Annotated in this window: 22 protein-coding genes; 11 read left to right on the plus strand and 11 right to left on the minus strand. The window is 32.7% G+C overall.

What is annotated here, in order from left to right:
* Positions 1 to 7: 7 nt before the first annotated feature.
* The 4 genes from MW871_RS05710 to MW871_RS05725 are packed head-to-tail and all read right to left on the minus strand — an operon-like array spanning position 8 to position 4,208.
* Positions 8 to 1,495: an oligosaccharide flippase family protein gene (locus MW871_RS05710; RefSeq protein ID WP_248427903.1), complete on the minus strand. Its 1,488-nt coding sequence runs from the start codon at positions 1,493 to 1,495 to the stop codon at positions 8 to 10.
* 23 nt (positions 1,496 to 1,518) lie between these two features.
* Positions 1,519 to 2,622, minus strand: a complete 1,104-nt coding sequence (locus MW871_RS05715; protein WP_248427904.1) for a DegT/DnrJ/EryC1/StrS family aminotransferase — start codon at positions 2,620 to 2,622, stop codon at positions 1,519 to 1,521.
* On the minus strand, positions 2,619 to 3,569 hold the full coding sequence (locus tag MW871_RS05720; RefSeq protein WP_248427905.1) for a GNAT family N-acetyltransferase: 951 nt from the start codon (positions 3,567 to 3,569) through the stop codon (positions 2,619 to 2,621). The genes MW871_RS05715 and MW871_RS05720 overlap by 4 nt, the downstream gene beginning before the upstream one ends.
* A gap of 36 nt (positions 3,570 to 3,605) precedes the next feature.
* Positions 3,606 to 4,208 (minus strand): trimeric intracellular cation channel family protein, encoded by a 603-nt coding sequence (locus MW871_RS05725; protein WP_248427906.1) that lies wholly within the window; start codon positions 4,206 to 4,208, stop codon positions 3,606 to 3,608.
* A 178-nt stretch (positions 4,209 to 4,386) separates the two neighbouring features.
* Here MW871_RS05725 and MW871_RS05730 point away from each other — a divergent pair, with 178 nt between their 5' ends.
* The 7 genes from MW871_RS05730 (at position 4,387) to MW871_RS05760 (ending at position 12,634) form a co-directional block, all read left to right on the plus strand.
* Positions 4,387 to 5,175: a TrmH family RNA methyltransferase gene (locus tag MW871_RS05730; RefSeq protein WP_248427907.1), complete on the plus strand. Its 789-nt coding sequence runs from the start codon at positions 4,387 to 4,389 to the stop codon at positions 5,173 to 5,175.
* Between the two features lie 20 nt (positions 5,176 to 5,195).
* The gene (locus MW871_RS05735; RefSeq protein ID WP_248427908.1) at positions 5,196 to 6,743 is read left to right on the plus strand and encodes a serine hydrolase; all 1,548 of its coding nucleotides are present in this window, start codon (positions 5,196 to 5,198) and stop codon (positions 6,741 to 6,743) included.
* A gap of 100 nt (positions 6,744 to 6,843) precedes the next feature.
* Positions 6,844 to 9,066 (plus strand): RelA/SpoT family protein, encoded by a 2,223-nt coding sequence (locus tag MW871_RS05740; protein WP_248427909.1) that lies wholly within the window; start codon positions 6,844 to 6,846, stop codon positions 9,064 to 9,066.
* Between the two features lie 105 nt (positions 9,067 to 9,171).
* Entirely contained in the window at positions 9,172 to 9,657 is a 486-nt protein-coding gene (locus MW871_RS05745) for a Fur family transcriptional regulator (RefSeq protein WP_188050117.1), read from the plus strand.
* Positions 9,658 to 9,682: 25 nt separating this feature from the next.
* Positions 9,683 to 10,954 (plus strand): adenylosuccinate synthase, encoded by a 1,272-nt coding sequence (locus MW871_RS05750; RefSeq protein ID WP_210645620.1) that lies wholly within the window; start codon positions 9,683 to 9,685, stop codon positions 10,952 to 10,954.
* A gap of 217 nt (positions 10,955 to 11,171) precedes the next feature.
* On the plus strand, positions 11,172 to 11,753 hold the full coding sequence (gene nudK, locus MW871_RS05755; RefSeq protein ID WP_248427910.1) for a GDP-mannose pyrophosphatase NudK: 582 nt from the start codon (positions 11,172 to 11,174) through the stop codon (positions 11,751 to 11,753).
* Positions 11,753 to 12,634 (plus strand): DMT family transporter, encoded by an 882-nt coding sequence (locus MW871_RS05760; protein ID WP_248427911.1) that lies wholly within the window; start codon positions 11,753 to 11,755, stop codon positions 12,632 to 12,634. The genes nudK and MW871_RS05760 overlap by 1 nt, the downstream gene beginning before the upstream one ends.
* 66 nt (positions 12,635 to 12,700) lie before the next feature.
* Here the strand turns inward: MW871_RS05760 and MW871_RS05765 are convergent, their stop codons facing one another.
* The 3 genes from MW871_RS05765 to MW871_RS05775 all read right to left on the minus strand — a co-directional run bounded on the left by MW871_RS05765 (position 12,701) and on the right by MW871_RS05775 (position 15,754).
* Entirely contained in the window at positions 12,701 to 13,339 is a 639-nt protein-coding gene (locus MW871_RS05765; RefSeq protein ID WP_210645618.1) for a peroxiredoxin, read from the minus strand.
* A 248-nt stretch (positions 13,340 to 13,587) separates the two neighbouring features.
* The gene (locus MW871_RS05770) at positions 13,588 to 14,805 is read right to left on the minus strand and encodes an MFS transporter (protein ID WP_248427912.1); all 1,218 of its coding nucleotides are present in this window, start codon (positions 14,803 to 14,805) and stop codon (positions 13,588 to 13,590) included.
* Between the two features lie 40 nt (positions 14,806 to 14,845).
* On the minus strand, positions 14,846 to 15,754 hold the full coding sequence (locus tag MW871_RS05775; protein ID WP_248427913.1) for an AEC family transporter: 909 nt from the start codon (positions 15,752 to 15,754) through the stop codon (positions 14,846 to 14,848).
* Between the two features lie 224 nt (positions 15,755 to 15,978).
* Here MW871_RS05775 and meaB point away from each other — a divergent pair, with 224 nt between their 5' ends.
* Positions 15,979 to 17,127 (plus strand): methylmalonyl Co-A mutase-associated GTPase MeaB, encoded by a 1,149-nt coding sequence (gene meaB / locus MW871_RS05780; RefSeq protein WP_427854627.1) that lies wholly within the window; start codon positions 15,979 to 15,981, stop codon positions 17,125 to 17,127.
* Positions 17,128 to 17,130: 3 nt separating this feature from the next.
* Here meaB and MW871_RS05785 read toward each other — a convergent pair whose 3' ends face one another.
* The 3 genes from MW871_RS05785 to MW871_RS05795 form a co-directional block, all read right to left on the minus strand.
* Positions 17,131 to 19,071, minus strand: a complete 1,941-nt coding sequence (locus tag MW871_RS05785; RefSeq protein ID WP_248427915.1) for an LTA synthase family protein — start codon at positions 19,069 to 19,071, stop codon at positions 17,131 to 17,133.
* A gap of 204 nt (positions 19,072 to 19,275) precedes the next feature.
* Positions 19,276 to 19,506: a hypothetical protein gene (locus MW871_RS05790; RefSeq protein WP_188050099.1), complete on the minus strand. Its 231-nt coding sequence runs from the start codon at positions 19,504 to 19,506 to the stop codon at positions 19,276 to 19,278.
* Between the two features lie 8 nt (positions 19,507 to 19,514).
* Positions 19,515 to 20,909, minus strand: coding sequence for an MATE family efflux transporter (locus tag MW871_RS05795; RefSeq protein ID WP_188050097.1), 1,395 nt, complete (start codon positions 20,907 to 20,909; stop codon positions 19,515 to 19,517).
* 225 nt (positions 20,910 to 21,134) lie between these two features.
* Between MW871_RS05795 and MW871_RS05800 the strand changes: the two genes are divergently transcribed.
* Positions 21,135 to 21,653 carry a hypothetical protein gene (locus tag MW871_RS05800; protein ID WP_188050095.1) on the plus strand — a complete coding sequence of 173 codons (519 nt, stop codon included), beginning with the start codon at positions 21,135 to 21,137 and terminating at the stop codon, positions 21,651 to 21,653.
* A gap of 51 nt (positions 21,654 to 21,704) precedes the next feature.
* Here the strand turns inward: MW871_RS05800 and MW871_RS05805 are convergent, their stop codons facing one another.
* Positions 21,705 to 22,583 carry a PPK2 family polyphosphate kinase gene (locus MW871_RS05805; protein WP_248427916.1) on the minus strand — a complete coding sequence of 293 codons (879 nt, stop codon included), beginning with the start codon at positions 22,581 to 22,583 and terminating at the stop codon, positions 21,705 to 21,707.
* A gap of 150 nt (positions 22,584 to 22,733) precedes the next feature.
* On the opposite strand from MW871_RS05805, the gene MW871_RS05810 reads away from it, so the two are divergent.
* Positions 22,734 to 23,573 carry a DUF6929 family protein gene (locus MW871_RS05810; protein ID WP_248427917.1) on the plus strand — a complete coding sequence of 280 codons (840 nt, stop codon included), beginning with the start codon at positions 22,734 to 22,736 and terminating at the stop codon, positions 23,571 to 23,573.
* Between the two features lie 65 nt (positions 23,574 to 23,638).
* Entirely contained in the window at positions 23,639 to 25,507 is a 1,869-nt protein-coding gene (locus MW871_RS05815; RefSeq protein ID WP_210645610.1) for a M61 family metallopeptidase, read from the plus strand.
* Positions 25,508 to 25,531: the final 24 nt, after the last annotated feature.

Below are 25,531 nucleotides of genomic sequence, written 5' to 3' on the forward strand. Positions count from 1 at the left end.
TTAATTATTAAAATTTACTTCTAAAATTTGCTAAATAGCTTTTAATATCTATTCTTTTATCAAATTCTATATAAGATAAATAAAATGAATAAAAACAAAGTATAATCAAAATCCAACAAGCATTAGGATAATCAATCCAAAAAACAACTATAGAAGCTACAACTCCTAAAATTATTGATTTACAAATAATTATAAAAGTATTTTTTCGAAAATTAAATTCAAATTTCTTCTTCACAATATAATAAACATACAAACCATAAAGAATGTAATTTAGCAGTAAGGCCAGACCAATACCTACTAAACCTAAATAGTTATAGAATAAAATAGTAAATCCAATATTCATTGTATCTGACAATAATTCTTGTATAAAATACAATTTCTTTTCCCCTTTTGCTAAAATTATAAAAGCAAGTGGCCACATTATCGCCTTAATAATTATGGCTAATAATGCCAATTTAAGAATCAAAACTACTGCAATAAAATCTCTAGAATACAATATTCTGATTACAAAGGGCGCTAAAAGATAAAATACTAAAATAAGTGGCGTAATAAGCAATAAGCCCACTTCAATTTGATCATTCACCAAGTCTTTAACTTTTGCATTATCTTTTTGTACGATGGTCAATCGAGGATAAAAATCAGTACACATAGCATTAAAAATCAGCCCAACATAGGTAATCAGTATCGTAGAAGCAGCGACATACAATCCTAAAATAGGCTCTGAAACATGCTGAAAATTGAAATGAAGTTTAAGTAAGTAAGCCGTTATTTGCCCGAAAATTACATTTACAGAGAGTAAAAACCCCAATTGTATCATCTCCTTACCGCGTGATATCGTTTCTTTGATACTTACTTGAACCGGAATTACTTTAATCTTTCTTGAAAAAAACCAATTTACTAGATAATTCAAAATGGCAGACAAAAGCAAAACAGCTACAATACCATCTAATCTAAATAAATAATAGATAGGAATAGTAATTAGAGTTAATACAACCGAATAGACAACCGAGGAAAAAGCGATTTTTTTTATGGAGCGAGTGCCTTGCAAAAGCACCATTTTATGGACTGCTAAACTGGAGAAAATTAAATTAAAAGACAAAACGTAAAACCAATTAGCATATGCTTCTGATCCAAAAGTCCAAATACTTAAATTATTTGCAAGTACAAAAGTCACTAAAAAACCAAAAAATCCTGTCACTATAGCAGCTCTTTTAAGGACTACAACTGTTCTTGAAAATTCTTCTATATCATTCTTAGAATGTGATAATGATACCATTCGTACACCACTTATACTAATACCAAATCCTGTTACAGCAGTAATTATGGACATCATATTTTGTAAAAGTCCTATAATACCAACGCCGGTAATTCCTAAAAACAAAGCGACAAATTTAGAGCCAACCAACCCAACAAGAATTTTTAATACTTGTGAAAAGCCAAAAACTCCTGTGGCTTTTAAAATGGTTTTCTGTGATTCCTTTCTTTCTATTTCCACTTTTATTTAAATACTACTTTGTACTAGATCCATTCATTTACTTTTTTTATAATAAAACTCACCTGCTCTATAGTTAAAGTTGGATTTAATGGCAGACTCAATACTTGATCATGAATTTTTTCGGTAATAGGAAAAGATAAATTATTAAAAGAGGCTAATGCTTTTTGTTTGTGTGGAGGTATTGGATAATGAATAACCGTTTCTATTCCATTCTCAGTCAAATAACTTTGTAATTCATTCCTGTAAGTAGTACGAATTACAAATAAATGAAAAACATGATTTACCGAATTATCATAAAACGGCAATATAATTTTATCGTTTTTTATTTCTGATAAATAGCATTTTGCAATAGAACGTCGTTTATCGTTATCAGCCTCTAAATAAGGCAATTTTATATTTAAAAAAGCCGCTTGTAATTCATCTAATCTTGAATTTACACCTGCAAAATCATTGTAATATTTGGTTTTAGAACCATAATTTCGAAGAGAACAAATTACTTTAGCCAATTCAGAATTGTTTGTTACTACTGCTCCTGCATCGCCTAATGCACCCAAATTTTTACCTGGATAAAAACTATAAGCAATTGCAGCTTGTTGATTTATTGTTTCTGTTTTTTGATTTGCTTTAGCACCATGAGCTTGCGCAGCATCTTCTACAACAATTAAATTATGCCGAGTAGCAATGGTATTTATTGCATCCATATCAGCTAATTGTCCGTACAAATGAACTGCTAAAATCGCCTTAGTTCTAGAATTGATTTTATCACTAATTAAATCTGGATTGATATTATAGGTTTCTATTTTTGGCTCGACCAAAACCGGAACTAAATCGGCTTGTAAAATAGCCAAAATACTAGCGATATAAGTATTTGCGGGTACAATAACTTCATCGCCTTTTTGCAATTTACCTAAAACAATATATGCTTTAAAAAGCAACACTAAAGCGTCTAATCCATTGCCTGTACCAATACAATGTTTTGCGCCGCAATAGTTAGCAAATTGGGTTTCAAATGTTTTAACTTCATTTCCTAAAACATACCAACCGCTTTCTAAAACTGATTTTAATTTTTCATGAAAAGCAGTTTCAAAAGGTTCATTTATCTTTTTTAAATCTAAAAATGGTATCATATCAGATTCATTTTATAAAAATCTTGACTATAAACGGAACAACCCAACTCTTCTTTTTGTTTTAAAAGTCCAGCATGATATCCGCTTTCATTATCTTCATTTACAATACCCATATCAAAAAAAAGCTTTCCTTCTTGCTTATACTTTTGTATCAAGTTGATGAATAAAAAATCTAAAGCACGAAGGCTTTCCCCTCTATTGGTAGTTGCGCCATACTGAGACTTAACAGTTGTAGGAGTTTCAAATAGGGTAATTCCAGCAATAATTTTATTTTCATGATACACTGAAAATTGCTTGATATTATCTGGAAACCTATTTTTTAATTGTGTTATTTCGGCTAAAGTATGAACGGGTTTTGCATTGTATTTTTCTTTTAGACGTGGCTCTAATACTAATTGCCAAAAAGCATCTAATTGCTGTTCTTCGACTAAGTCTAAATCGTCCATTTCTATTTTTCTAAAGTGTTTTAATTTACTTTTTGAAATTTTTAGAGGCAGACTTAGATTTATAGCTAAATTCATTTCCTTTTTTAACACAAAGGCTCCTTTTTTAAATAAGAAAAAATCAGCTTCTTGATTTCCCCTATAAGTGTAAAAAGAGGGAATTGGTTTGTAATAGAAATATAAAAATCCTTTTTGCTTCAAAAAAGATAACAAAGCTTCAATAATAGGTGCTAGTTGCTCAGCATTTATTTTAGACGAATATACTAATCCACCATAAGTCAGGCCTTGATGGGAATAAACAGAATCCCCTACACGATTCGCAGGTAAAACAGCGACCAGTTTTTGATCATCGTAGACCATCAATGAGAAATCCTTAAATCGATCTTTATGGTATTCCATAAAATCACGATGAAATAAAAAAGTTGCGTTTTTGGCTTGACCAATAAAGGCATTCCAGTTTAGATAATCGTTTTCTTGGTATTGTTTAAGAGAATAGTTTTTCAATATTTTATTTTAGACTTAGTGAAAGTGACCATTTTTTTATTTGTTTTCTAAAGTAGGTAAATACCATCTAAATTTTACAGCCATCAAACGCACAGAGATAATAACCAATGAGGTAGTCAAGTATAAAATATCATTATCTAAATTTAATTTTCGAAGTAAGAAGAAGACAGTTCCTCCTAAAATACATATGGTAGCATAGATTTCTCTTCTAAAAATAACGGGGATTTCGGTACATAATATATCACGAATCACACCTCCAAAACACGCAGTCATTGTCCCTAATGCAATACAAATAACAGGATGAAGTCCGGTGTTTATTCCTTTTTCAAGACCTATCAATGTAAACACACCCAATCCGATGGTATCAAACAAAAACAACGAAGTACGCAATTTATCGAATTTTTTTCTAAAAATAACCGCCAACACAAAGCTAATTCCTATAACATAAACATACTTTAGATCCAGCATCCAACCTACTGGAGTTCTTCCTATTAAAACATCTCGCAGGGTTCCGCCACCAACCGCAGTAACGAATGCAATAATAAAAACCCCAAAAGGATCCATCTTTTTATTCATAGCGGTTAATGCGCCCGACATGGCAAATGCCATTGTACCAATGATATCCAGTATTTGAAACATTTATTTTGGAAGTTTGAGTTTTGAAAATCGTACAAAAATAACTAAAATACGCGTCAAATCAGTTGGAAACTCTCTTAATTAAAGATTCTACTTATTCTAAATAAATATTCGAACCCGATCACAAAAACTGGATTTTCTCTGTGTATATTTGTAGCTATTAATTAAATAGTTGAAAGCTTTGAAACAAATCACTTCGATACAAAATTCATACATAAAATCTTTAGTGCTATTACAAGAAAAAGCGAAGGCGCGCAGACAATCGGGAACTTTTTTGATGGAAGGAAAACGTGAAATTGCTATAGCCATAAAAGGAGCTTACGAAATAGAAACACTACTGTTTTTTCCAGAAATATGTTCAGAGTCAGAAGCTCGTGAATTATCAAATAATGCGGAGCTGATAGAAATCAACAAAGAAGTCTATCAAAAACTCGCCTATCGAGATACCACCGAAGGGATTTTGGCTATAGCCAAAACAAAAGCACTACAATTATCTGATTTAAAATTATCAAATAATCCATTAATACTTGTTGCCGAAGCGCCAGAAAAACCAGGAAATATTGGTGCGTTATTAAGAACTGCCGATGCGGCAAATCTAGACGCAGTAATCATTGCCAATCCAAAAAGCGATTTATACAACCCTAATATTGTGCGTTCTAGCGTAGGTTGCCTTTTTACGAGACAAATCGCCACGGGAACAACATCAGAAATAATTGCTTTTTTAAAAGAACGAAACATCAATTTTTATTGTGCTACGTTACAAAATTCGACTGCATACCACACACAAGACTATACTGCTCCAACAGCATTAGTAGTGGGCACAGAAGCTACTGGTTTAACCCAAGAATGGCGAAAAGAAGCAACACAAAACATCATCATTCCTATGCAAGGTGAAATCGATTCTATGAACGTTTCTGTTGCTGCTGCAGTTTTGATTTTTGAAGCCAAAAGACAGAGAAATTTTAAATAATTAATTTTAAATTAAAAAAGATGAGAAAAAATATCTTAGCCTTATTATTAATCAGTTTTAGTGTGAGCACTTTTGCACAAATGAGTTCGACACAAGTCGACGAATTAGTAAATCGCACTTTAAAAACTTTTAACGTTCCCGGAATTGCAGTTGCCATTGTCAAAGATGGAAAAATTGTTCACGCTCAAGGATACGGTGTTAAATCTATTTTGACCAAAGAAAAAGTAGACGCCAATACCCTTTTCGGAATAGCTTCAAACAGTAAAGCTTTTACCAGTGCAGCTTTAGCTATGTTAGTGGATGAGGGCAAAATGAAGTGGGACGACAAAGTCATTAAATACCTTCCTAATTTCAAAATGTATAATGATTACGTCACTAATGAATTTACGATTCGTGATTTACTAACCCACCGCAGCGGATTGGGTCTTGGTGCGGGTGACTTAATGATTTGGCCTGATGGAAGTAATTTTACAGCACAAGACATTATTCAGAATTTACAATATTTAAAACCAGTTTCCGCTTTCAGAACACAATATGATTACGACAATTTACTTTATATAGTCGCTGGCGAAGTTATTCACGTTGCTAGTGGTTTAAGTTGGTGTGATTTTATCGAGCAACGCATTATGAAACCATTAGAAATGAATAACAGTGCGGCCTCTTTTTTACGACTAAAAGATACCACCAACATTATAGCTCCTCATGTGCCTATAGATGGAAAACTAAAAGTTATCAAGCGCTATCAAAATCAGCTTTTTGATGCAGCAGCCGGAATTTATTCTAGCGTAAATGACCTAAGTAAATGGACAATTATGCAAATGAATAACGGACAATATGGAGCAGATAAAAAGCAATTATTTTCAAAAAAAGAACACAACGAAATGTGGCAATTGCAAACTATCATTCCGGTAAATGCTAGACCACCTTATAATACCCATTTTAGTGGTTACGGATTAGGATGGTTTTTGAGTGATGTAAAAGGATACAAACAAGTAACTCATACTGGAGGATTAGAAGGAATTGTTACTCAAGTTACCTTACTGCCTGAATTGAATTTAGGAATTATTGTTTTGACTAATCAGCAATCTGGTGCGGCATTTAGAGCGATAACAAATACCATAAAAGATAGCTATTTAGGGATACAACCAGAAGATTATGTTGCCAATTACAGCAAGAGTTTAAAAGAAAAGGAGGAATCTGCAGATAAAAAAACAGAAGCTGTCTGGGCGACAATTGCTACCAACAAAAAAAATAAAGTAAAAGAAGATTATAAGAGAATTTTAGGAACCTACAAGGACAATTGGTTTGGCGAAGTAGCGATTTCAGAAAAGAAAGGGAAATTATATTTTGCTTCCAAACGTTCGCCACAACTTACCGGTGAAGTTTTTTTCTATAAAGAAGGTAATTATGTTGTAAAATGGAACAATTCTTATTTTCATGCCGATGCTCATTTATTTTTTGAATATGACGCAACAGGAAAAGCAGCTCGATTGACAATGAAAGCCATTTCTGAACTAACCGATTTTAGTTATGATTTTCAAGATTTAGATTTTAGTAAAATAGACTAATGTTTTGATAAATTGTAATTTAATATTTAAGCATTGAAAAGCGTTTTTCCTTGCATATCTCCTAACAAATTTCTATTTTTAGGAATTGAATCCTACCCGTATGATAGAAATTGATCTAGAAAAAGAAAATAAAGCAATTGCTCAAGAATATAAAGAATTGCTGCGCATAAGCTATCAAACACTAAGTGATGAGGATAAAAAACTCATTCGCAAAGCATTTGATGTGGCTGTAGAAGCGCACAAAGACCAACGAAGAAAATCAGGTGAAGCTTATATTTTTCATCCCATTGCTGTTGCTAAAATTGTAGCCTCAGAAATAGGATTGGGAGCAACCTCTATTGCTGCCGCATTGCTACACGACGTTGTAGAGGATACACCAACTACGGTTGAGGATATCGCCAATATGTTTAATCCAAAACTTGCTCAAATTGTAGAAGGACTTACAAAAATAGCATTGGTTCAAAAGGATTTAAACATCTCTATGCAAGCAGAGAATTTTAGGAAAATGATATTAACGTTGAATGATGATGTTCGCGTTATTCTGATAAAACTTGCCGACCGTTTGCACAATATGCAAACCATGGAATCGATGCGAGAGGACAAACAAGTTAAGATAGCCTCTGAAACACTATACATTTACGCACCTTTAGCGCACAGACTTGGCTTATACAACATCAAAACAAAGTTGGAAGACCTAGGTCTTAAGTATACAGAACCAGCTATTTATAATGAAATTGTTAGCAAAATACAAGAAACCAAAGAAGAACAAGACGATTATATAAAATCTATTTCTGATGTACTTAAAAAGTCATTAGACGACGAAGGTGTCGAATACATAATAAAAGGGCGACCAAAATCGATCTATTCGATTCGTAGAAAAATGCATGCTCAAAACGTAAGATTCGAAGAAGTCTACGATAAATTTGCACTTCGGATTGTATACAAATCCAACACCCACGACGAGAAATTTATTGCTTGGAAAATATACTCTATAGTCACGGATCATTATAGACCGAGTCCAAGCCGTTTACGAGACTGGATTTCTTCACCAAAATCTACAGGTTATGAAGCCTTACACATTACTGTAATGGGACCCAAAGGACGTTGGGTAGAAGTGCAAGTACGAAGTGAACGTATGGATGAAATTGCAGAGAAAGGATATGCTGCACATTACAAATATAAAAATGGAGCTACAGAAGAAAGTGGTTTAGATGTATGGCTTAATTTATTGAAAGAAGCTTTAGAAAACTCTGAATCAAATGCAGTAGATTTTGTAGAAGATTTTAAAATGAATTTATATTCAAAAGAGATCTTTGTATTTACACCTAAGGGTGAAATTAAATCACTTCCTAAAGGGGCAACCTCACTCGATTTTGCTTTTAGCATACACTCGGAAATAGGAATTCGTACAAGAGGAACACGAGTAAACGGAAAATTAGTCCCTCTTAATTTTGAATTAAAAAGTGGCGACCAAATAGAAGTGATTACTTCACAACATCAAAAACCAACCATCAACTGGCTTGATTATGTGACAACTTCGAGAGCTAAAACAAAAATCAAAAATGTTTTAAACGAAAACACTAAGAAAATTGGTGAAGAAGGAAAAGAACTCCTAACTCGAAAATTAAAACACTTAAAAATAACGTTAAGCGAGCAAGTTATTAATGAATTGGTGAACTTTTTTAAATTAAAAACGAGTTTAGATCTATTTTACAGAGTTGGAGTTGGAGCCATAGAAAATCAACAATTAAAAGATTATGCTGCTCAAAAGAGCAATACCTTCATCAACTTTTTCAAAAATAAAATCAAGCGTTCTCCTAGCTCTCAGGCTATTGAGGACATACAAAGACCAGTAATAAGTAGCAACTATGACATGCTTGTTTTTGGGAAAGAACAAGATAAATTAGATTATAAATTATCGCCTTGTTGCAATCCAATTCCTGGAGATGAAGTTTTTGGATTCGTTACGATTAACGAGGGAATAAAAGTGCATAAAAAAGATTGCCCTAACGCGATAGGAATGCAATCTAATTACGCTTATCGAATCATGCCTGCCAAATGGATTGACTCATCGCAAGAAGAATTTAAAGCAATCATTAACGTTACAGGAATGGATGTTTTAGGACTTACCAATCAATTGACAAAAGTAATTTCAAACAATATGCATGTCAATATTCAAAGCATAGCTTTGAATACCGACGCTGGAATTTTTCATGGTCAAGTAACTGTAATTGTACAGAACAATACGATCTTGAAAAAAATGATCAGTAACATCAAAAAAATTGATGGTGTAGATAAAGTAACTCGCGAATACAAAACATAAAAATTTGTTTATTTTTTATCTTTTAACCTAGAAAAAGGACAAACTTTGAACTTAACAAACGGGAAACTTTAATCTTTAAACTAAAAAAATTACCTTTGCCAGTATATGACACTCATTTCAATAGATAACACGAAAAACCAAGAAATTGTAAAAAATGTTTTTACAATGTATCTTGAAAATAAAGGACATCGTAAAACCCCTGAGCGTTATGCAATACTTCAGGAAATTTACGACAGCGAAGAACATTTTGATGTAGAGAATCTCTATATCAAAATGAAAAACAAGAACTATCGTGTGAGTAGAGCAACGCTTTACAACACCATCGAATTGCTTCTTGACTGTGCTCTAGTTCGAAAACATCAGTTTGGACAAAATCAGGCTCATTATGAGAAATCGTACTTTGACAAACAGCACGATCACATTATTATGACCGATACAGGTGAAGTAATTGAGTTTTGTGATCCCAGAATTCAAACTATTAAGAAAACAATAGAAGAAATTTTTGATATAGAAATCACCAATCATTCTTTGTATCTATATGGTGTAAAAAAACAAAAAAAGAACGAGGAACAAGACGGTTCCGAAATATAAAAATTAACTACAAATAACACACAGAATGACCGTAGATTTATTACTAGGATTACAATGGGGAGATGAAGGGAAAGGAAAAATCGTTGATGTTCTAACTTCAAAATACGACATTATTGCTCGTTTTCAAGGCGGACCAAACGCAGGACATACTTTAGAATTTGACGGAATAAAACACGTACTTAGAACCATTCCTTCTGGAATTTTCCACGGAAACAACATTAACATCATTGGAAATGGTGTTGTAATTGACCCTGTAGTTTTTAAAAGTGAGATTGATGGTTTGGCTAAATTTAATTTAGACCTACAATCTAAATTAATTATTTCAAGAAAAGCTCATTTAATCTTACCTACGCACCGTTTATTAGACGCAGCTTCGGAAGCTTCTAAAGGAAAAGCAAAAATTGGATCTACGCTTAAAGGAATAGGGCCAACTTACATGGACAAAACTGGTAGAAACGGAATTCGTGTAGGAGATATCGAATTAGAAGATTTTGCTGATCGTTACAGAGCTTTGGCTGATAAGCATGAAGCGATGATTGCTTTTTACGATGTTGATATTCAATACAACTTACCGGAATTAGAAAAAGAATTCTTTGAAGCAATTGAAGATTTAAAAAAATTAGATTTTATCGATAGTGAAGAATATTTACACCAAGCACAGAAAGCAGGTAAATCTATCTTGTGCGAAGGTGCACAAGGCTCTTTATTAGATGTAGATTTTGGAACATATCCATTTGTTACTTCTTCTAATACTACTGCTGCAGGTGCTTGTACTGGTTTAGGAATTGCGCCTAACAAAATCAAAGAAGTTTTTGGAATTTTCAAAGCTTATATCACTCGTGTTGGTAGCGGACCCTTCCCTACTGAGCTTTTTGATGAAGATGGTGCAACAATGGCAAGAGTAGGAAATGAATTTGGATCTGTAACAGGAAGACAAAGACGTTGTGGTTGGTTAGACTTAGTAGCGCTTAAATACGCGATTCAAGTAAATGGTGTTACCCAATTGATGATGATGAAAGGTGATGTCCTTTCTGGATTTGAAACACTAAAAGTATGTACGGAATACAATTATAAAGGAGAAAAAATTTCTCATTTTCCTTATAACATCGAACCAGAAAATGTAACTCCTGTTTACCAAGAGTTCAAAGGATGGAAACAAGATTTAACTGGTATGACAACTTATGATGAATTACCGCAAGAGCTTAAAGAATATATTGAATTTATAGAAAAAGAAGTTGAAGTTCCTATTAAGATTGTCTCTGTAGGACCAGACAGAAAGCAAACGATTCTAAAATAACATTACTAACGCTCTGATAATTCAGAGCGTTTTTTTTTTAAACAATAGCTTTTTAATTAAGATCACAAACCTACTCCACTCTAAATCTCAAATTTATTTTGGCTATTTAGTAAATTGATGACGATTAACAAATACACTCCTTAAGTTATTATTGTAGTATGAAATAAACAGCTACAATATTGCTCTAGAATACTCTTTTAAACAAAATCCATTTCACATGAAAAACCCCGTAATTAACATACAAAAAACCGAAGTCCTTTCTGATAACCACTATATTTTAAATAAAGTAACATTTGATTATCAAAAGAAAGATGGATCATGGATCACTCAAAAACGAGAAGTGTATGATCGTGGCAATGGTGCAGCTATTCTGTTGTACAATACCAAACAAAAAACAGTTATTCTTACCCGACAGTTCCGATTGCCTACTTACTTAAATGGGAATGCATCGGGAATGATGATTGAGGTTTGCGCGGGATTACTAGATCAAGATAATCCAGAACAATGCATCATAAGAGAGACTGAGGAAGAAACTGGATACCGAATTACTGCTGTACAAAAAGTAATGGAAACTTATATGTCGCCAGGTGCCGTGACAGAAATTCTATATTTGTTTGTAGGACACTATGACGAAAGTCTAAAAGTGAGTGAAGGTGGCGGATTAGAAAGTGAAGAAGAAAATATTGATGTTTTAGAAATGTCCTTTGAGGAAGCTTATGCTAAAATCGAATCGGGTGAAATTAAAGATGCCAAAACAATCTTGTTATTGCAACATGCCAAAATAAAAAATCTTGTTTAATGAGCAAGACAACAAAAGGCATTTTATTTGCATTGCTAGCTACATTTTTATGGTCGGTAAACATGGTTATTGCTAGTGGCGTAAAAGAACATATTCCGCCAATAGGCTTGGCTTTTTGGCGTTGGACAGTTGCTTGTGTCGTACTTACTCCTTTAGCTTTGAGAGCGACTATTATAGATTTTAAAATTGTAAAAAAACACATTAAATATCTCTTATTAACTGCAATATTAGGTATCTCAATCTTTAACACTTTAATTTACTTTGCCGGAAAAACCACGAGTGCTTTTAATTTATCCTTGATGGCTATCTCGATTCCCTTATTTATTATAGGGATTTCTAGAATTGTATTTAAAGAGAAAGTTTCGAATCTAGCTATAGCGGGAATTATAACTATAATTACAGGAGTTTTAGTACTTATTAGTAAAGGTTCATTAGACGCATTGCTTCGTATTAACTTTGCATTTGGAGATTTATTAATGCTCCTCGCCTGTTTTTTCTTTGCTTGTTATACTCTTTTAGTTAGAAAAAAGCCAAAGGAATTAGAGCCTAAAGTGTTTTTATATTCTGTATTCGTAATTGGCACCTTGATACTGCTGCCTTTTTACCTCTGGGAAAATACTTATCTCGAAAAAGTAGTAATCGATTCAAAGACACTTCTTATTATCTCCTATGTTGGCATATTCGCTTCGTTAGTTTCTTTTTATTTATGGAACGAAGCCATCGGATTAATTGGCACATCAAAAACAGCTGTTATTTATTACTTGATTCCAATATTTAGTGGTATTCTCGCATATTTTTTTCTAGACCAATCTATTGAATTTATACAAATTATAAGTATGGCTATTATAGTATTGGGGCTATTAATTACCAATAAAAAATAATTATAAAACAAAAAGCAGTATAATAATACATACTGCTTTTTGTTTTAACTTGTAAAATGAAAAGACCTATTTATTAGGTTGTGGTGTCATTCTTAAATATGGTTTTATTCGTTCGGAACCTTTTGGAAATTTTGCCGCAATATCTTCATCTTTAATTGATGGTGAAATTACAACAGGATCACCGTCTTTCCAATTCGCTGGTGTGGCTACACTATAATTTGCAGTTAGCTGTAAACTATCAATTACACGTAACAATTCATCAAAATTTCTGCCCGTAGAAGCTGGATACGTCAGTGTTAATTTAATTTTTTTATCGGGTCCAATTATAAAAACAGAACGAACTGTAAAACTTTCACTGGCATTGGGATGCATCATATCATATAACATAGCAACATGCTTATCCTCGTCGGCAATGATAGGAAAATTTACAGTAGTATTTTGAGTTTCATTTATATCCTTAATCCACTCCATGTGAGAGGCTACTCCATCAACACTCAAAGCAATAACTTTTACATTTCGTTTTTGAAATTCAGGATAATAGTTTGCTACTGTTCCTAATTCAGTAGTACAAACTGGAGTAAAATCAGCTGGATGTGAAAATAATATACACCATGAATCTCCCAGCCATTCATGAAATTTTATTTTTCCTTGTGAGGTCTCTGCTTCAAAATCAGGGGCAATATCGCCCAATCGTACTGTTGCCATACTCATTTATTTATTTGATTAATAGTACGGTAAGTTATTGAATTTAAATTGATAAAGAAAAATATAAACTTAAAATTCTACTCGTTTTACTTAAAAACAAAAAAAAAGTAATAATAAAATTAGCCTTAGGAATACTAAACTCATAGCCCTGATCGCAATGGCATCCTTTTATTTCCTATTAAGACGAAGGAAGAATAGGAAATAAAAGATATAATGGAGACAGGAATAAGCTCCAGAAAAAAATAATATTAGGCCTGTTTTTTCTTTAAGTTAGGCAAAAAGAAAGCTATGATCCCGATTAGAGGCAAATAAGCACATAAATGATAGACATAAGTAATACTGCTATGATCTGCTAAATTTCCTAACAAAGCGGAACCAAGACCGCCCATTCCGAAAGCAAAACCATAAAACAGACCGGAAACCATACCCAGTTTTTTAGGCAATAATTCTTGTGCATAAACCAAAATTGCTGGAAATGCCGAAGAGATAATTGTACCGATTACTACTGATAATACACCTGTCCAGAATAAATCTACAAATGGCAACAATAATGTAAACGGAGCGGCTCCTAATACAGAAAACCAGATAACATATTTTCGGCCAAATTTATCTCCTAAAGGACCTCCAATTAAGGTTCCTAAAGCACACGAAGCTAAAAAGAGAACCAAATGAAATTGAGCATCTTGAACAGATAAATTAAATCTCTCCATCAAATAAAAAGTAAAATAACTAGACATACTAGCCATATAAACAAATTTTGAGAATATGAGCACCATCAAAATTACTACCGAAATTACAATTTGATTTTGAGACAAATTCGGCAAATCGATTACTGCTTTTTTGGTACTTCTTAAACTGAGGTGATTTTGATACCAAAGTGCTATTCTACTCAAAACTAATAATCCGATGACTGCCGCTACAAGAAACCAAATAATGTAGTGTTGCGCATTAGGCACAACGATTAATGCCACTAACAAAGGTCCTAAAGCTGTACCAGCATTTCCACCCAACTGAAATATAGATTGTGCTAAACCACGCTTTCCTCCAGAGGCTAAAAAGGAGATGCGAGAAGCTTCTGGATGAAAAATTGAAGAACCAATTCCTACTAAAACAACCGAAAGAATAATCATAGAAAAACTAGCTGCGTAAGACAAAGAGACTATTCCGAGTGCTGTAAAAATCATTCCGAAAATCTGAGAAAAAGGTTTAGGCCTTTTATCGGTGTACAAACCTACCAAAGGTTGCAAAATCGATGCTGCTAGTTGATATGCTAATGTAATTAAGCCTATTTGAGTAAATGTTAAATTATAATTGTCCTTTAAAATAGGATAAGCAGCAGGAATTACTGCTTGTAATAAATCATTAATCAAATGCGCAAATGCAATTGAAAATAATATAGGATAAACTGTTTTTTGTGCAGTAGAAACGCCATCAATAGTTGATGCGTTAGTGGAGGATAAATTCATTTTTTTTAATAAAATACATTAATACTGCTTCAAATAAGATTTATAGTTGAAGTACAAAATACCAAAAAATTAAGGTGATGAAAGAAAGTGGAATTCCAAAACCAATCATCATACTACTCAATTTAGGTTTTAATCCGTGAGTCGTTGCGAGAATGCTCCCAGTAATCATTGGAGCCATTGCAGATTCCATAACAGCTACGTCTATCGTTTTTGAATGCTGCTGCAAAATTACAACATACAGTAAATAGATGAAAGCCGGAGTGAGTATTAATTTAAATAAAAGTCCCAATCCTAAGAATCTCCAATGCTGACTTCTTTTATCAAACTGTAATTGCAAACCAACAGAAAGCATGGCTAATGGCGTAATAACACTTCCTGTTTTTTGAAGAAAATATTGAATGTATTCGTGAAAATCAACATTTAAAAAATTCATCAAACAAGCTATCACAAAAGTGATGAATGGTGGGAAAATAGCAATTTTTTTTGCGATTTCGAGACCATTTGGCTTTCCAGTAGAGTACAAAGTAGCAATCAGAATAGCAACGGTAGAAAGCACAACAAATGAGCCAGGTTGATCTACTAAAATAGCCGTTTTTAACCCTTCCTCTCCATACAATGCTTCGATGATTGGATAACCTAAAAAAGAGGTGTTTCCTAAACCAGCTGTAATAATTAAACATCCTGTAAGCTTACGAGACCATCCGAGCTTTTTACCTAAAAGACTAAAAAACAGATAAGAAGCTGCAAATCCAAGCCAAGCTACTCCAATGGGATATAACAGTTGGTTATTCCATACGATTTTAGGTATATAATACAATGCAATAGCAGGAAGACACAAGTAAATTACAATCTTATTTAAAAGTTTGTAAATTTCCGTAGGGAAGCCCTTTAACTTTTGAAGAAAAAGACCTAGAAATAAAAAAATAAAAATTAATGCAAAGTTATACATGATACACAATTGATTGCAAAAATACTATTTATATATCTCCTAGAAATAAAGAAAAACAGAAATGAATAATAATTACATCATTGCCATTTATAGTATTAATAATAATGATATTGGTAAAAAAGCATTGTCTCCTTTTATAATTCTTATTTTAATTGAACAAAAAAAAGAATCCTTTTACTAGGTAAACAATGACTTGATATAGGATGCTTTTTTTGAAACTGTTTATGTTTTCACTACTTTTACTTTTCAAATCATCCATTTTGCAAAACAAAAAATCACATCCTAGCGCTTTGAATGAAAAAGCAGGAATTGCTCCACCAGAAACTACTAGTTTAACTTCTATTGGAACAATTCAGCATTTTAGAAAAATACAACCTTCAGCAACTGCATTAGTTGAAGGTATTTTAGCGGGAAACATAACTGCTTTGAGTCGTGCCATTACTTTAGTGGAGAGTACAAATAACAATCACCTAAGCAAAGCCAATGAAGTAATTAATGCTTGTTTACCACATTCTGGGAAATCGATGCGAATTGGAATTACTGGTGTTCCCGGTGTAGGTAAAAGTACTTTTATTGAAGCCTTTGGTAAATTTTTGACCAATCAAGGAAAAAAAGTAGCGGTTCTTGCTGTTGATCCTAGTAGCACCATAAGTCATGGTAGTATTCTGGGTGATAAAACTCGTATGGAAGAATTGGTTAAAGATAAAAATGCTTATATCCGGCCGTCTGCTTCTGGTGAAACATTAGGAGGTGTTGCTCGAAAAACTCGTGAAACAATTACACTTTGCGAAGCGTGTGGTTTTGATACTATTATTATAGAAACGGTTGGCGTTGGCCAAAGTGAAACCGCTGTTCATAGTATGGTAGATTTCTTTTTATTGCTAAAAATAGCGGGTGCTGGAGATGAATTACAAGGCATAAAACGGGGTATTATGGAAATGGCAGATGCTATTGTAATTAATAAAGCCGATGGTGATAACATTAAAAAAGCGCAGTTTGCTAAAATGGAATTCAATAGAGCATTACATCTTTTTCCAGCAAAAAAATCAGGATGGATTCCTAAAACCTCCACTTGTAGCGCTATCACTCAGGAAGGCATTCCAGTGGTTTGGGAAATAATTCAAAAATTTCTAGCATTGACTAAAGAAAATCAATCCTTTTTTGAAAAAAGAAAAGAACAAAATCAATATTGGATGCTGGAAACCATAAATGAGCAATTAAAAATAAATTTCTACAACCAACACGAAATACAAAATCTTTTAGAACCTACAAAAAAAGCGGTGCAAAATAATGAAATATCACCATTTGCAGCCGCTCAAAAATTATTAAACTTGTATCAAAATTCTAAAAACAATCAGCAGAATATGGACTAGTTTCTATTTCTTTTTCTTGATATCTCTTAGCTTATATTTATTTTCTCTATATAAATTACCTGCAGTAATCACATGCGCTAAAGCATCTTTTGCCAATTCAGGATCTAATTTTACAGGAATCAATGTAGTATCATTTTTAATTTTAAATTGCAAAGGTTGCAAATTAGGTTGCATAATAACAACTTGATCCTCAATTCTAAAAGCATTGATATCATTAAACTGCATGATTGATCTTCCTTTTGTTGTTGCCTTTATTTTAGTTAAATTTCTCCCCACCATAGGAGTTTCAAACTCAGCACCTAAATAACTTAATAATGTAGGCGGAATATCAATTTGACTCGCTAATTGATCGTATGTTTTTCCTTTAGGAACATTTGGTCCAATTATTAAAGCAGGAATATGAAATTTATTGATGGGAACTAAATTTTTACCAAATGTTCTGGTGTTGTGATCTGCTATCACAATAAAAATAGTGTTTTTATAATACGGTTCTTTTTTAGCCATTTCCATGAATTTTCCAATCGAGAAATCAGCATATTTCATGGCATTGTTCACCGTTGCAGCTTTCTGATCGTATCTTTTTATTCTTCCTTCGGGATATTCAAAAGGTTCGTGATTGGATGTAGAAAACATCAATGAAAAGAATGGTTTGTCTCCTTTTGATTTAAAATAATCGTTGGCCTTAACTACTAAGTCTTCATCAGAATAACCCCAAGTTCCTTTAAAAGCATATTTTTTACCATCAGCATCAAAATCATCTTGATCTACAATATCCTCAAAACCATTTCCGTTAAAAAAAGAAGCCATATTGTCAAAATTAGACATTCCTCCATAAATAAAACTGGTTTCGTATCCTTTGCGTTTTAAAGCTTCTGCCAAAGTAAAAAACCCTTGTTGTGAATTACCTAATTTTACCACACTTTCTGATGGAGATGGAAGAAATCCTGTAACTACCGCTTCTATCCCTCTTACACTACGCGTACCAGTACAATATAGATTTGTAAACAATAAACCTTCTTTAGAAAGTTTATCAAACTCCGGTGTTAGGGGTTTTCCACCTAAAATTCCAACATATTCTGCACCTAAACTTTCTTGTAAAAAGATAACTAAATTGTACGGTCTTTTTAAGATGGTGTCTGGAGTTTGAACATGCAAAAAAGGAATAGCTGGATCTGTAAATTGAGTCACATCCATGTATTTTTTTACACGTGCTGTGGCTTCTGCCTCCTCCATTTTGCCATACATTTTTGTATTTCCTTCGTTCTTAATTGAATAAGCAGCAAATGCAACTGTGTAAAAAGAATTTAATCCTAAGCAATTGGTCAATTGATCTGTAGAAAAAACTGCATTGCTGGCATTAATAGGTCTTTTAGAGGTCAAACTAGAACGTGCTCCAAAAAAGAGTAAAAAGAGCACCAATGGAAAGAGTAGTAATTTGAATTTATAATCTGAAGAATGAGTATGAAAGAGAACTTTTCCTTTTTTTAGAGCAAAATACAATACAATACCCAGAATTAAAAAAGTAACTATAATGGAGGTCAAATAGCTTTTTAGCAACATTCCAACCACTTCTTTGGGATATATTAGATAATCTAAGAAGATTTTATTGGGACGTGTATCGTATTGCTTTACAAAATCTGGAGTAGCAAGCTCGACAAAAAGAATCAAAAACAGAAATAAAATACTATAGAAAGGCAGGATTTTATTAACGAATTTAATAGCATTATTTGGAGTAAATGTAACTAAGAGCGCTGGAAGAAAGGATAAATAACTCAAAAGAATTAAGTCCATTCGTAAGCCAATTGGAAAGATATACCAGTAATTCTCCGTTTCAACTACTCGATCTTTGAATAAGAAAAATAAAAACAACCGACTCAAAGTCATAATTAGCAATCCAATTGCCATAAAGTTAAAAACAGGTTTTAAAAAAGCTAATTTTTTCATTAAGAGGAAATTATTATATTTTATAAATGGATATTAATTTTAAACAAAAATAAACAGAATAAAAGGAATATGATTCTGTTATAAAATTAAAACAAAAAATAAAAGCCAATCATAAACAAATCAACACTCCAATTTCTCAGACTTTATTTTGTTTGTAATCAGCTTTTTACTTTATTTTCGATACACTAATTTTTTTTGTAAAAACTATTCTTTTTCGTAGCGCTCCATTTCACGATCGTAAAAATCATTTGCAAGAACAATTAATCCTTCCATTTCTGCATTTAATTCTCCTTCATCTAGATCTTCAGCCTCTTCAATAAACTCTACCTCATCGTCTTTCAAATTGATTATAAATCTTGGATAATCGAGATGTATGATAAAAATGTCTTCTGGGAAGTCAGTATTGTCACCTAGTAAAAATTTTGGTAATTCCATAATATATTTTATTTATTAATATCTTTAAATTGTCCTTCTAAAATTAATTTTTTTGTTAGTCTTGCAAAGCGAATATACAAAAATATAGCCGCAGCTGTAAGTCCAGCCGAAAGTCCAATCCAAATACCGATGGCTTTCAAATCAGTGTACAATCCTAAGTAAATTGAAATTGGAAATCCGATAACCCAATAAGCAACAAATGTAATATACATAGGCACTTTTACATCTTGCAAACCCCTTAACGCTCCTAAAACAACTACTTGTATTCCGTCAGAAATTTGAAAAAATGCAGCAACAAATAATAGTTGCGAAGCGATTAAAATAACTTCTTTAGTTTCTACAATATGCTTGATATCATTGACATCAACGAAAATTCTAGGTAAATATTGGTAAAAAACGATAAAGATAACAGCAAAAACAATTTCTAAGAGTATGGCTAGTAAAAATATGGAGCGAGCTACGAGTTGTAATTTTACATAATCCATTAATCCTTTTTGGTTTCCTACTCTAATCATTACAGCAACACTCAAACCCATTGCAAACATAAAAGTTAGAGAGGCTAAACTTAGCGCTATCTGATTCGCGGCTTGGCTAGTCGTACCTAAAAGTCCTGAAAGCCAAATAGCTCCTGTAAACAAAGCTACCTCAAAAAACATTTGCATTGAAGACGGTAAGCCTAAATTAATAATCTTATTCAGCATTTTTTTCTTAATCTCTTTAAAACTAAAATTTTCAAAATAAGGATGAAATTTTGGTTTTCTAATCAAACTATAATGCATATAAACCAACATTACGATACGAGAAACAATGGTACCAATTCCGGCTCCGACAATTCCCATTTTAGGAAAAATCCAAATACCATAAATTAAAAAATAATTGATCACCACATTGACTACATTACCTATAATGGTAGCCCACATAGAATATTTCGTCTCCGACTTACCATCAGCAAATTGCTTGTAGGCTTGGTAAATTATCAAAGGGACTAGAGAAAAAGCAACAATATCAAGATAAGGTTTGGCCATTTCGACCACAATATCCGGCTGACCCATCAAGGAAATCAAAGGTTTAAAAAAGAAAATAATCAAGAATAAAGTAAATCCTAAGATCGTACATAAAAACAATCCGTGATGAAAAACACTCCTTCCTTCTTCTATATCATTTTTACCATCCGCTTCTGCTGCCAACGGTGTAATCGCAGTAGAGAAACCAATGCCTAATGATAAGGCTATAAAAACAAAACTATTTCCTAAAGAAACCGCTGCTAGTTCTGTTGGACCTAATTTTCCAACCATTATATTATCAACAATACCAACAATGGTATGTCCTAGCATTCCTAAAATAATAGGATACGCTAATTTTAAATTATAAGAAAACTCTTTGGTGTACTGGGATAAATTCACTTGCTTTTTTTTAAAGTCGACAAAGGTAAGCAGAAGCAATGAATTGTATCGATACAATTGAATATATAAGCTACTATTTTAAAAATTATCTCATCCAAACAAGTAATTCTATAACAAAGGCTTCAAATTGTATAACTATTTCGAGCGCTAACAATTTTACATTTGTACCGTTGTGTTTGACACACTAAAACAAAAAAATTAGAATAAAATTTAAAAAGAACAATTATGAAAATTTCAGGAAAAATTAAAATCGCAGTAGCATTTACAATGGCAGTAATGTTTTCAAATCAAACTCAAGCTCAAGAAACTAATAAATTAGAAAATTACGATCAAGGTTTCCGTTTAGGTGTTGGTCTTAACGCTGGTGTACCTACAAACGAAGATGTTTACAACTATTCAATAGGTGGAGATGTAAGACTTCAGTACGATTTAACAAAAAGATACTCAGCAACATTAACTACAGGTTTTACAAACTTATTCATCAATGATGGTGTAAAAGATCTTGGATTTATTCCTGTAAAGTTAGGATTTAAAGCTTTCGTATGGGAAGATCAATTTTATGTATTAGGTGAAGTTGGTGGTGGTATTGCTGTAACTAACGGATACAAACAAGACACTTACTTATGGTCTCCAGGAGTTGGATTTGCTGGAAAAGATATTGATGTAAGTTTGCGTTATGAATCATACACAGAGTATGACACGAATCAAATTGCTTTACGTATCGCTTATGGTTTTAAACTATAAACTATATTTGATTAAAAAAAAATGCGCTGATCTCAGCGCATTTTTTTTTGTTTATTCTTTATCTAACATTTCTTTGTAAACGGCTATGTTTGCTCGTATTTTATCATCCATTTCAGGCTCTTTAATATCGGTATATTTTTGCATTTCTTCCCAAATAATTTTTCCTACAATGTAACGCGCCATTTCTTTATCATCAGCTGGAATTACATACCAAGGTGCCTCTTTAGTTGCGGTTTTATTTATTGCTTCTTCATAATACTCCATATATTCCTCCCAGTGTTCTCTTTCTTTTAGATCACCAGTCGAGAACTTCCAATTGTGTTTCCCTTCTTCTAAACGTCGCAACAATCGTTGTCTTTGCTCTTCCTTACTTAAATGCATAAAGAATTTCAGAACTATAATTCCGTTTTGAGCAATGTGCTTTTCAAAATTTCTAATTTGCTCCATTCTATTTTCCCAAAACTCGGCTGTAATGTCTTCTACCTTTTCTATTCCAGGCAAATTCTCATTCAGGATATATTCTGGATGAACACGTGTTACTAAAACATTCTCATAATGAGTTCTATTAAAAATCGCAAATTTTCCCTTTTCAGGTAAAGCTAAATAGTGACGCCATAAATAATCATGTTCCAGTTCAGTAGAATTTGGAGTTTTAAAACTACTAACCACAACTCCTCGTGAATTAAACCCTTTAAAAACTTCGCGTATCAAACTGTCTTTTCCAGAAGTGTCCATTCCTTGCAAGCAAATCAGTACACCATATCTATTGTGCGCGTACATAACGTCCTGCAATTCGCTTAACTTGGCAGTTATTTTCTCTAATTTATTTTCTTTTTTTTCATCGCTAGCACCAACTTCTAGATTAGTTGGTAGTGCAGACAATTTAATCTTGTCAACCACTTTAAAATCATCTGGATTTATAGATTTCATAGGAAATAATTTATCTTTATAAACTCAAATATAGCAAATTTTAAGGAGCTTTTTCCTGCTGTACGCTATATCTTTTGCTTCGCCAAAAAGGCTAAAGCAAAAGGATACCGCTGCCATCAGGGCTAAGAACCCATTTTCAAAACTCTACCAATGGAAAAATTTAAAATCGATTTATTATTTCAAATCATCGGAATTGGCTCTGCTTCTGGACTTATATACAAAAACAACACACTCTGGATTATTGGTGACAATAGTGGATTTCTTTACGAATACAATATAAATTCAAACGAATTAAATCGGCATCCATTAATCGAAAATCCAACTGAAAATATTCCTAAAAAAGACAAACCCGATTTTGAATCTATTACCAACCACGGAGACAACCTCTATATTTTTGGTTCAGGATCGACTGACAAAAGAAATAAAAACATACAAATAGATTGGACTACAAAAAAGATAATAGCAACCAACGATCTCTCTAATTTATATAAACTGATGCAAAGCGTTGGTAAAATAAATCCCGAAGATTTTAATCTTGAAGGCGCTATTTACGATGGTAAAACTTGGTATTTTTTAAATCGAGGAAATGGAATCGCTGCCAAAAATGTACTTTTTACCATTAAAGGAGAAAGTATAACGAAACCATCTAGCATTCTTTCAAACGAATATAGTCTACCAAAAATAAAAGGTGTTCGCACCAGTTTTACAGATGCAGTCCTAGTGGAAAACAGCATCTATTTTTTGGCAACAGCCGAAGACATAGTTTCTACTTATGAAGACGGTGAAGTATTAGGCAGTATTATAGGAAGCATCGACCTGACAACCATGAAAATAAAATTCACAAAAAAAATTAGCAACACTAATAAATTTGAAGGATTAACGTTGTACAGTCATTCGAGTACTAAAATTGAATTTTTACTCTGCGAGGATAAAGACACATCCATTTTAGAAACAGCCATTTATAAATTAACACTTTTTATAGAACAGTAAAAATAAGACCTATTGTAACAATTAAAAAAGGAATAAGACTAACTAATAAAATCAACACTTAAAAGATGAAAAAAATATTTTTTGCATTAGCATTCGCCTCCTTTTTTTGGAGTTGTAAAACTGGAGGAACTGCCGTTACAGATACTAAATCTGCTACAGAAACCGTTGCCGTTTCTATTAACTTAAACGACATTAAAGACGACAAAGTAATGGTTGTCGTTACCTCACCAAAAATAACAACCGATGAAGTAACGTACAGTATCCCTAAAATTGTTCCAGGAACCTACTCTATTGATGATTATGGCAAATACATCGAGAACTTTAAAGCTTTTGACAGTAAAGGAAATATCCTTACTACAACTAAAGTTGACGATAATACATGGAGCATTAAAAATGCTAAAGCAATTGCTAAAGTGACTTATTTAGTAAATGACACCTTTGATACCGAAAAAGGAAGCGGATTCGGAAATAACGATATTTTTTCTCCAGCAGGAACAAACATCGATGCAGGCAAAAATTTTATGCTAAATATGCATGGTTTTGTAGGTTATTTTAAAGATAAAAAAGACCTTCCTTATCACGTAACTATTTCACATCCAGAAACACTTTGGGGCGCAACTTCTATGACTGATCTTGATGCAAGCAAAACAAATGATCTTTTTGTTACATCGCGTTATGCTGAATTAGTAGAGAACCCTATAATGTATGCAAAACCAGATTATACAACTTTTACTATTGATGGGATGGAAATCCTTATTGGGGTTTATTCTCCTACAGGAATTGTAACTGCTGAAAGCATCACTCCAGAAATGAAGACTATGATGACGGCTCAGAAAACGTTTCTAGGTAAAGTAAATGCTACAAAAAAATATAGTGTATTATTGTACTTATCTACAATGACTCCAGATGACGCTAAAGGTTTTGGCGCACTAGAACATCCTACCGCAACAACAGTAGTTTTACCAGAAATGATGCCAAAAGAAGAATTGGTAAAGTCGATGATAGATGTAGTGTCACACGAATTTTTTCATATTGTTACTCCATTATCGATTCATTCTAAAGAGATTCATAATTTTGATTATAATGCACCAAAAATGTCAGAACATTTATGGATGTATGAAGGCGTTACAGAATATTTTGCTAATTTATTCCAAATCAATCAAGGCTTAATTTCTGAAGAAGATTTCTTGACTAGAATAGCAGAAAAAATAGCTCATGCAAATGCAATGAATGACACAATGCCGTTCACAACAATGAGTGCGAATGTTTTGAAAGAACCTTACAAAGCTCAATATTTAAATGTATATGAAAAAGGGGCTCTTATTGGGATGTGTCTGGATATTATTATCCGAGAAAAAAGTAATGGTGAAAGAGGGATTCTTGATTTGATGCAGAAATTATCTAATGAATACGGACCATCAAAACCATTTAATGACAACCAACTTTTTGCTAAAATAACTGCGCTAACCTATCCTGAAGTGGGAACATTCCTAACAACATATGTATCTGGAAGTACTCCTATTCCTTATGATATCTATTTAGCCAAAGTAGGTATTACAAAATCTATCACAAAAACAGCAGCCAATGTTTTCTTAAAAGGACAAGTTCCTTATATAGCTGTTGATCAAAAAACAAAAGAAATCAGTGTGAAACCAAATATTGAACTCAATGATTTTTATAAAAATTTAGATTTAAAAGGCGGAGATATTATTGTATCTATTAACAACAAACCTTACTCACTTACGAATATTTATGATATGATCACTAGCAGCCAAAACTGGAAAGAAAACGATGCAATCACTATCAAAATAAAAAGAAACGGCGTAGAAAAAGTAATCAAAGGGAAAGTAAAGCTTCCTTACGAACAAAAAGAAGGCCTTAACGCGTCTGATGCAACAAAAAAAGCTTTAAAAGAAGCTTGGTTAAAAGGATAAATTATAAAAAAGTATATCAAATCC

Source organism: Flavobacterium pygoscelis (assembly GCF_023162025.1).
Lineage (GTDB): Bacteria > Bacteroidota > Bacteroidia > Flavobacteriales > Flavobacteriaceae > Flavobacterium > Flavobacterium pygoscelis.

Excerpts from the sequence above, each read along its gene's own strand:
- MW871_RS05745 (WP_188050117.1), top strand. The coding sequence starts at position 9,172 with ATGACACTCATTTCAATAGATAACACGAAAAACCAAGAAATTGTAAAA.
- MW871_RS05740 (WP_248427909.1), top strand. The coding sequence starts at position 6,844 with ATGATAGAAATTGATCTAGAAAAAGAAAATAAAGCAATTGCTCAAGAA.
- MW871_RS05805 (WP_248427916.1), bottom strand. The coding sequence starts at position 22,583 with ATGAAATCTATAAATCCAGATGATTTTAAAGTGGTTGACAAGATTAAA.
- MW871_RS05800 (WP_188050095.1), top strand. The coding sequence starts at position 21,135 with ATGAAAATTTCAGGAAAAATTAAAATCGCAGTAGCATTTACAATGGCA.
- nudK (WP_248427910.1), top strand. The coding sequence starts at position 11,172 with ATGAAAAACCCCGTAATTAACATACAAAAAACCGAAGTCCTTTCTGAT.
- MW871_RS05765 (WP_210645618.1), bottom strand. The coding sequence starts at position 13,339 with ATGGCAACAGTACGATTGGGCGATATTGCCCCTGATTTTGAAGCAGAG.
- MW871_RS05815 (WP_210645610.1), top strand. The coding sequence starts at position 23,639 with ATGAAAAAAATATTTTTTGCATTAGCATTCGCCTCCTTTTTTTGGAGT.
- MW871_RS05785 (WP_248427915.1), bottom strand. The coding sequence starts at position 19,071 with ATGAAAAAATTAGCTTTTTTAAAACCTGTTTTTAACTTTATGGCAATT.
- MW871_RS05715 (WP_248427904.1), bottom strand. The coding sequence starts at position 2,622 with ATGATACCATTTTTAGATTTAAAAAAGATAAATGAACCTTTTGAAACT.
- MW871_RS05770 (WP_248427912.1), bottom strand. The coding sequence starts at position 14,805 with ATGAATTTATCCTCCACTAACGCATCAACTATTGATGGCGTTTCTACT.
- MW871_RS05725 (WP_248427906.1), bottom strand. The coding sequence starts at position 4,208 with ATGTTTCAAATACTGGATATCATTGGTACAATGGCATTTGCCATGTCG.
- MW871_RS05810 (WP_248427917.1), top strand. The coding sequence starts at position 22,734 with ATGGAAAAATTTAAAATCGATTTATTATTTCAAATCATCGGAATTGGC.
- meaB (WP_427854627.1), top strand. The coding sequence starts at position 15,979 with ATGTTTTCACTACTTTTACTTTTCAAATCATCCATTTTGCAAAACAAA.
- MW871_RS05775 (WP_248427913.1), bottom strand. The coding sequence starts at position 15,754 with ATGTATAACTTTGCATTAATTTTTATTTTTTTATTTCTAGGTCTTTTT.
- MW871_RS05735 (WP_248427908.1), top strand. The coding sequence starts at position 5,196 with ATGAGAAAAAATATCTTAGCCTTATTATTAATCAGTTTTAGTGTGAGC.
- MW871_RS05750 (WP_210645620.1), top strand. The coding sequence starts at position 9,683 with ATGACCGTAGATTTATTACTAGGATTACAATGGGGAGATGAAGGGAAA.
- MW871_RS05760 (WP_248427911.1), top strand. The coding sequence starts at position 11,753 with ATGAGCAAGACAACAAAAGGCATTTTATTTGCATTGCTAGCTACATTT.
- MW871_RS05790 (WP_188050099.1), bottom strand. The coding sequence starts at position 19,506 with ATGGAATTACCAAAATTTTTACTAGGTGACAATACTGACTTCCCAGAA.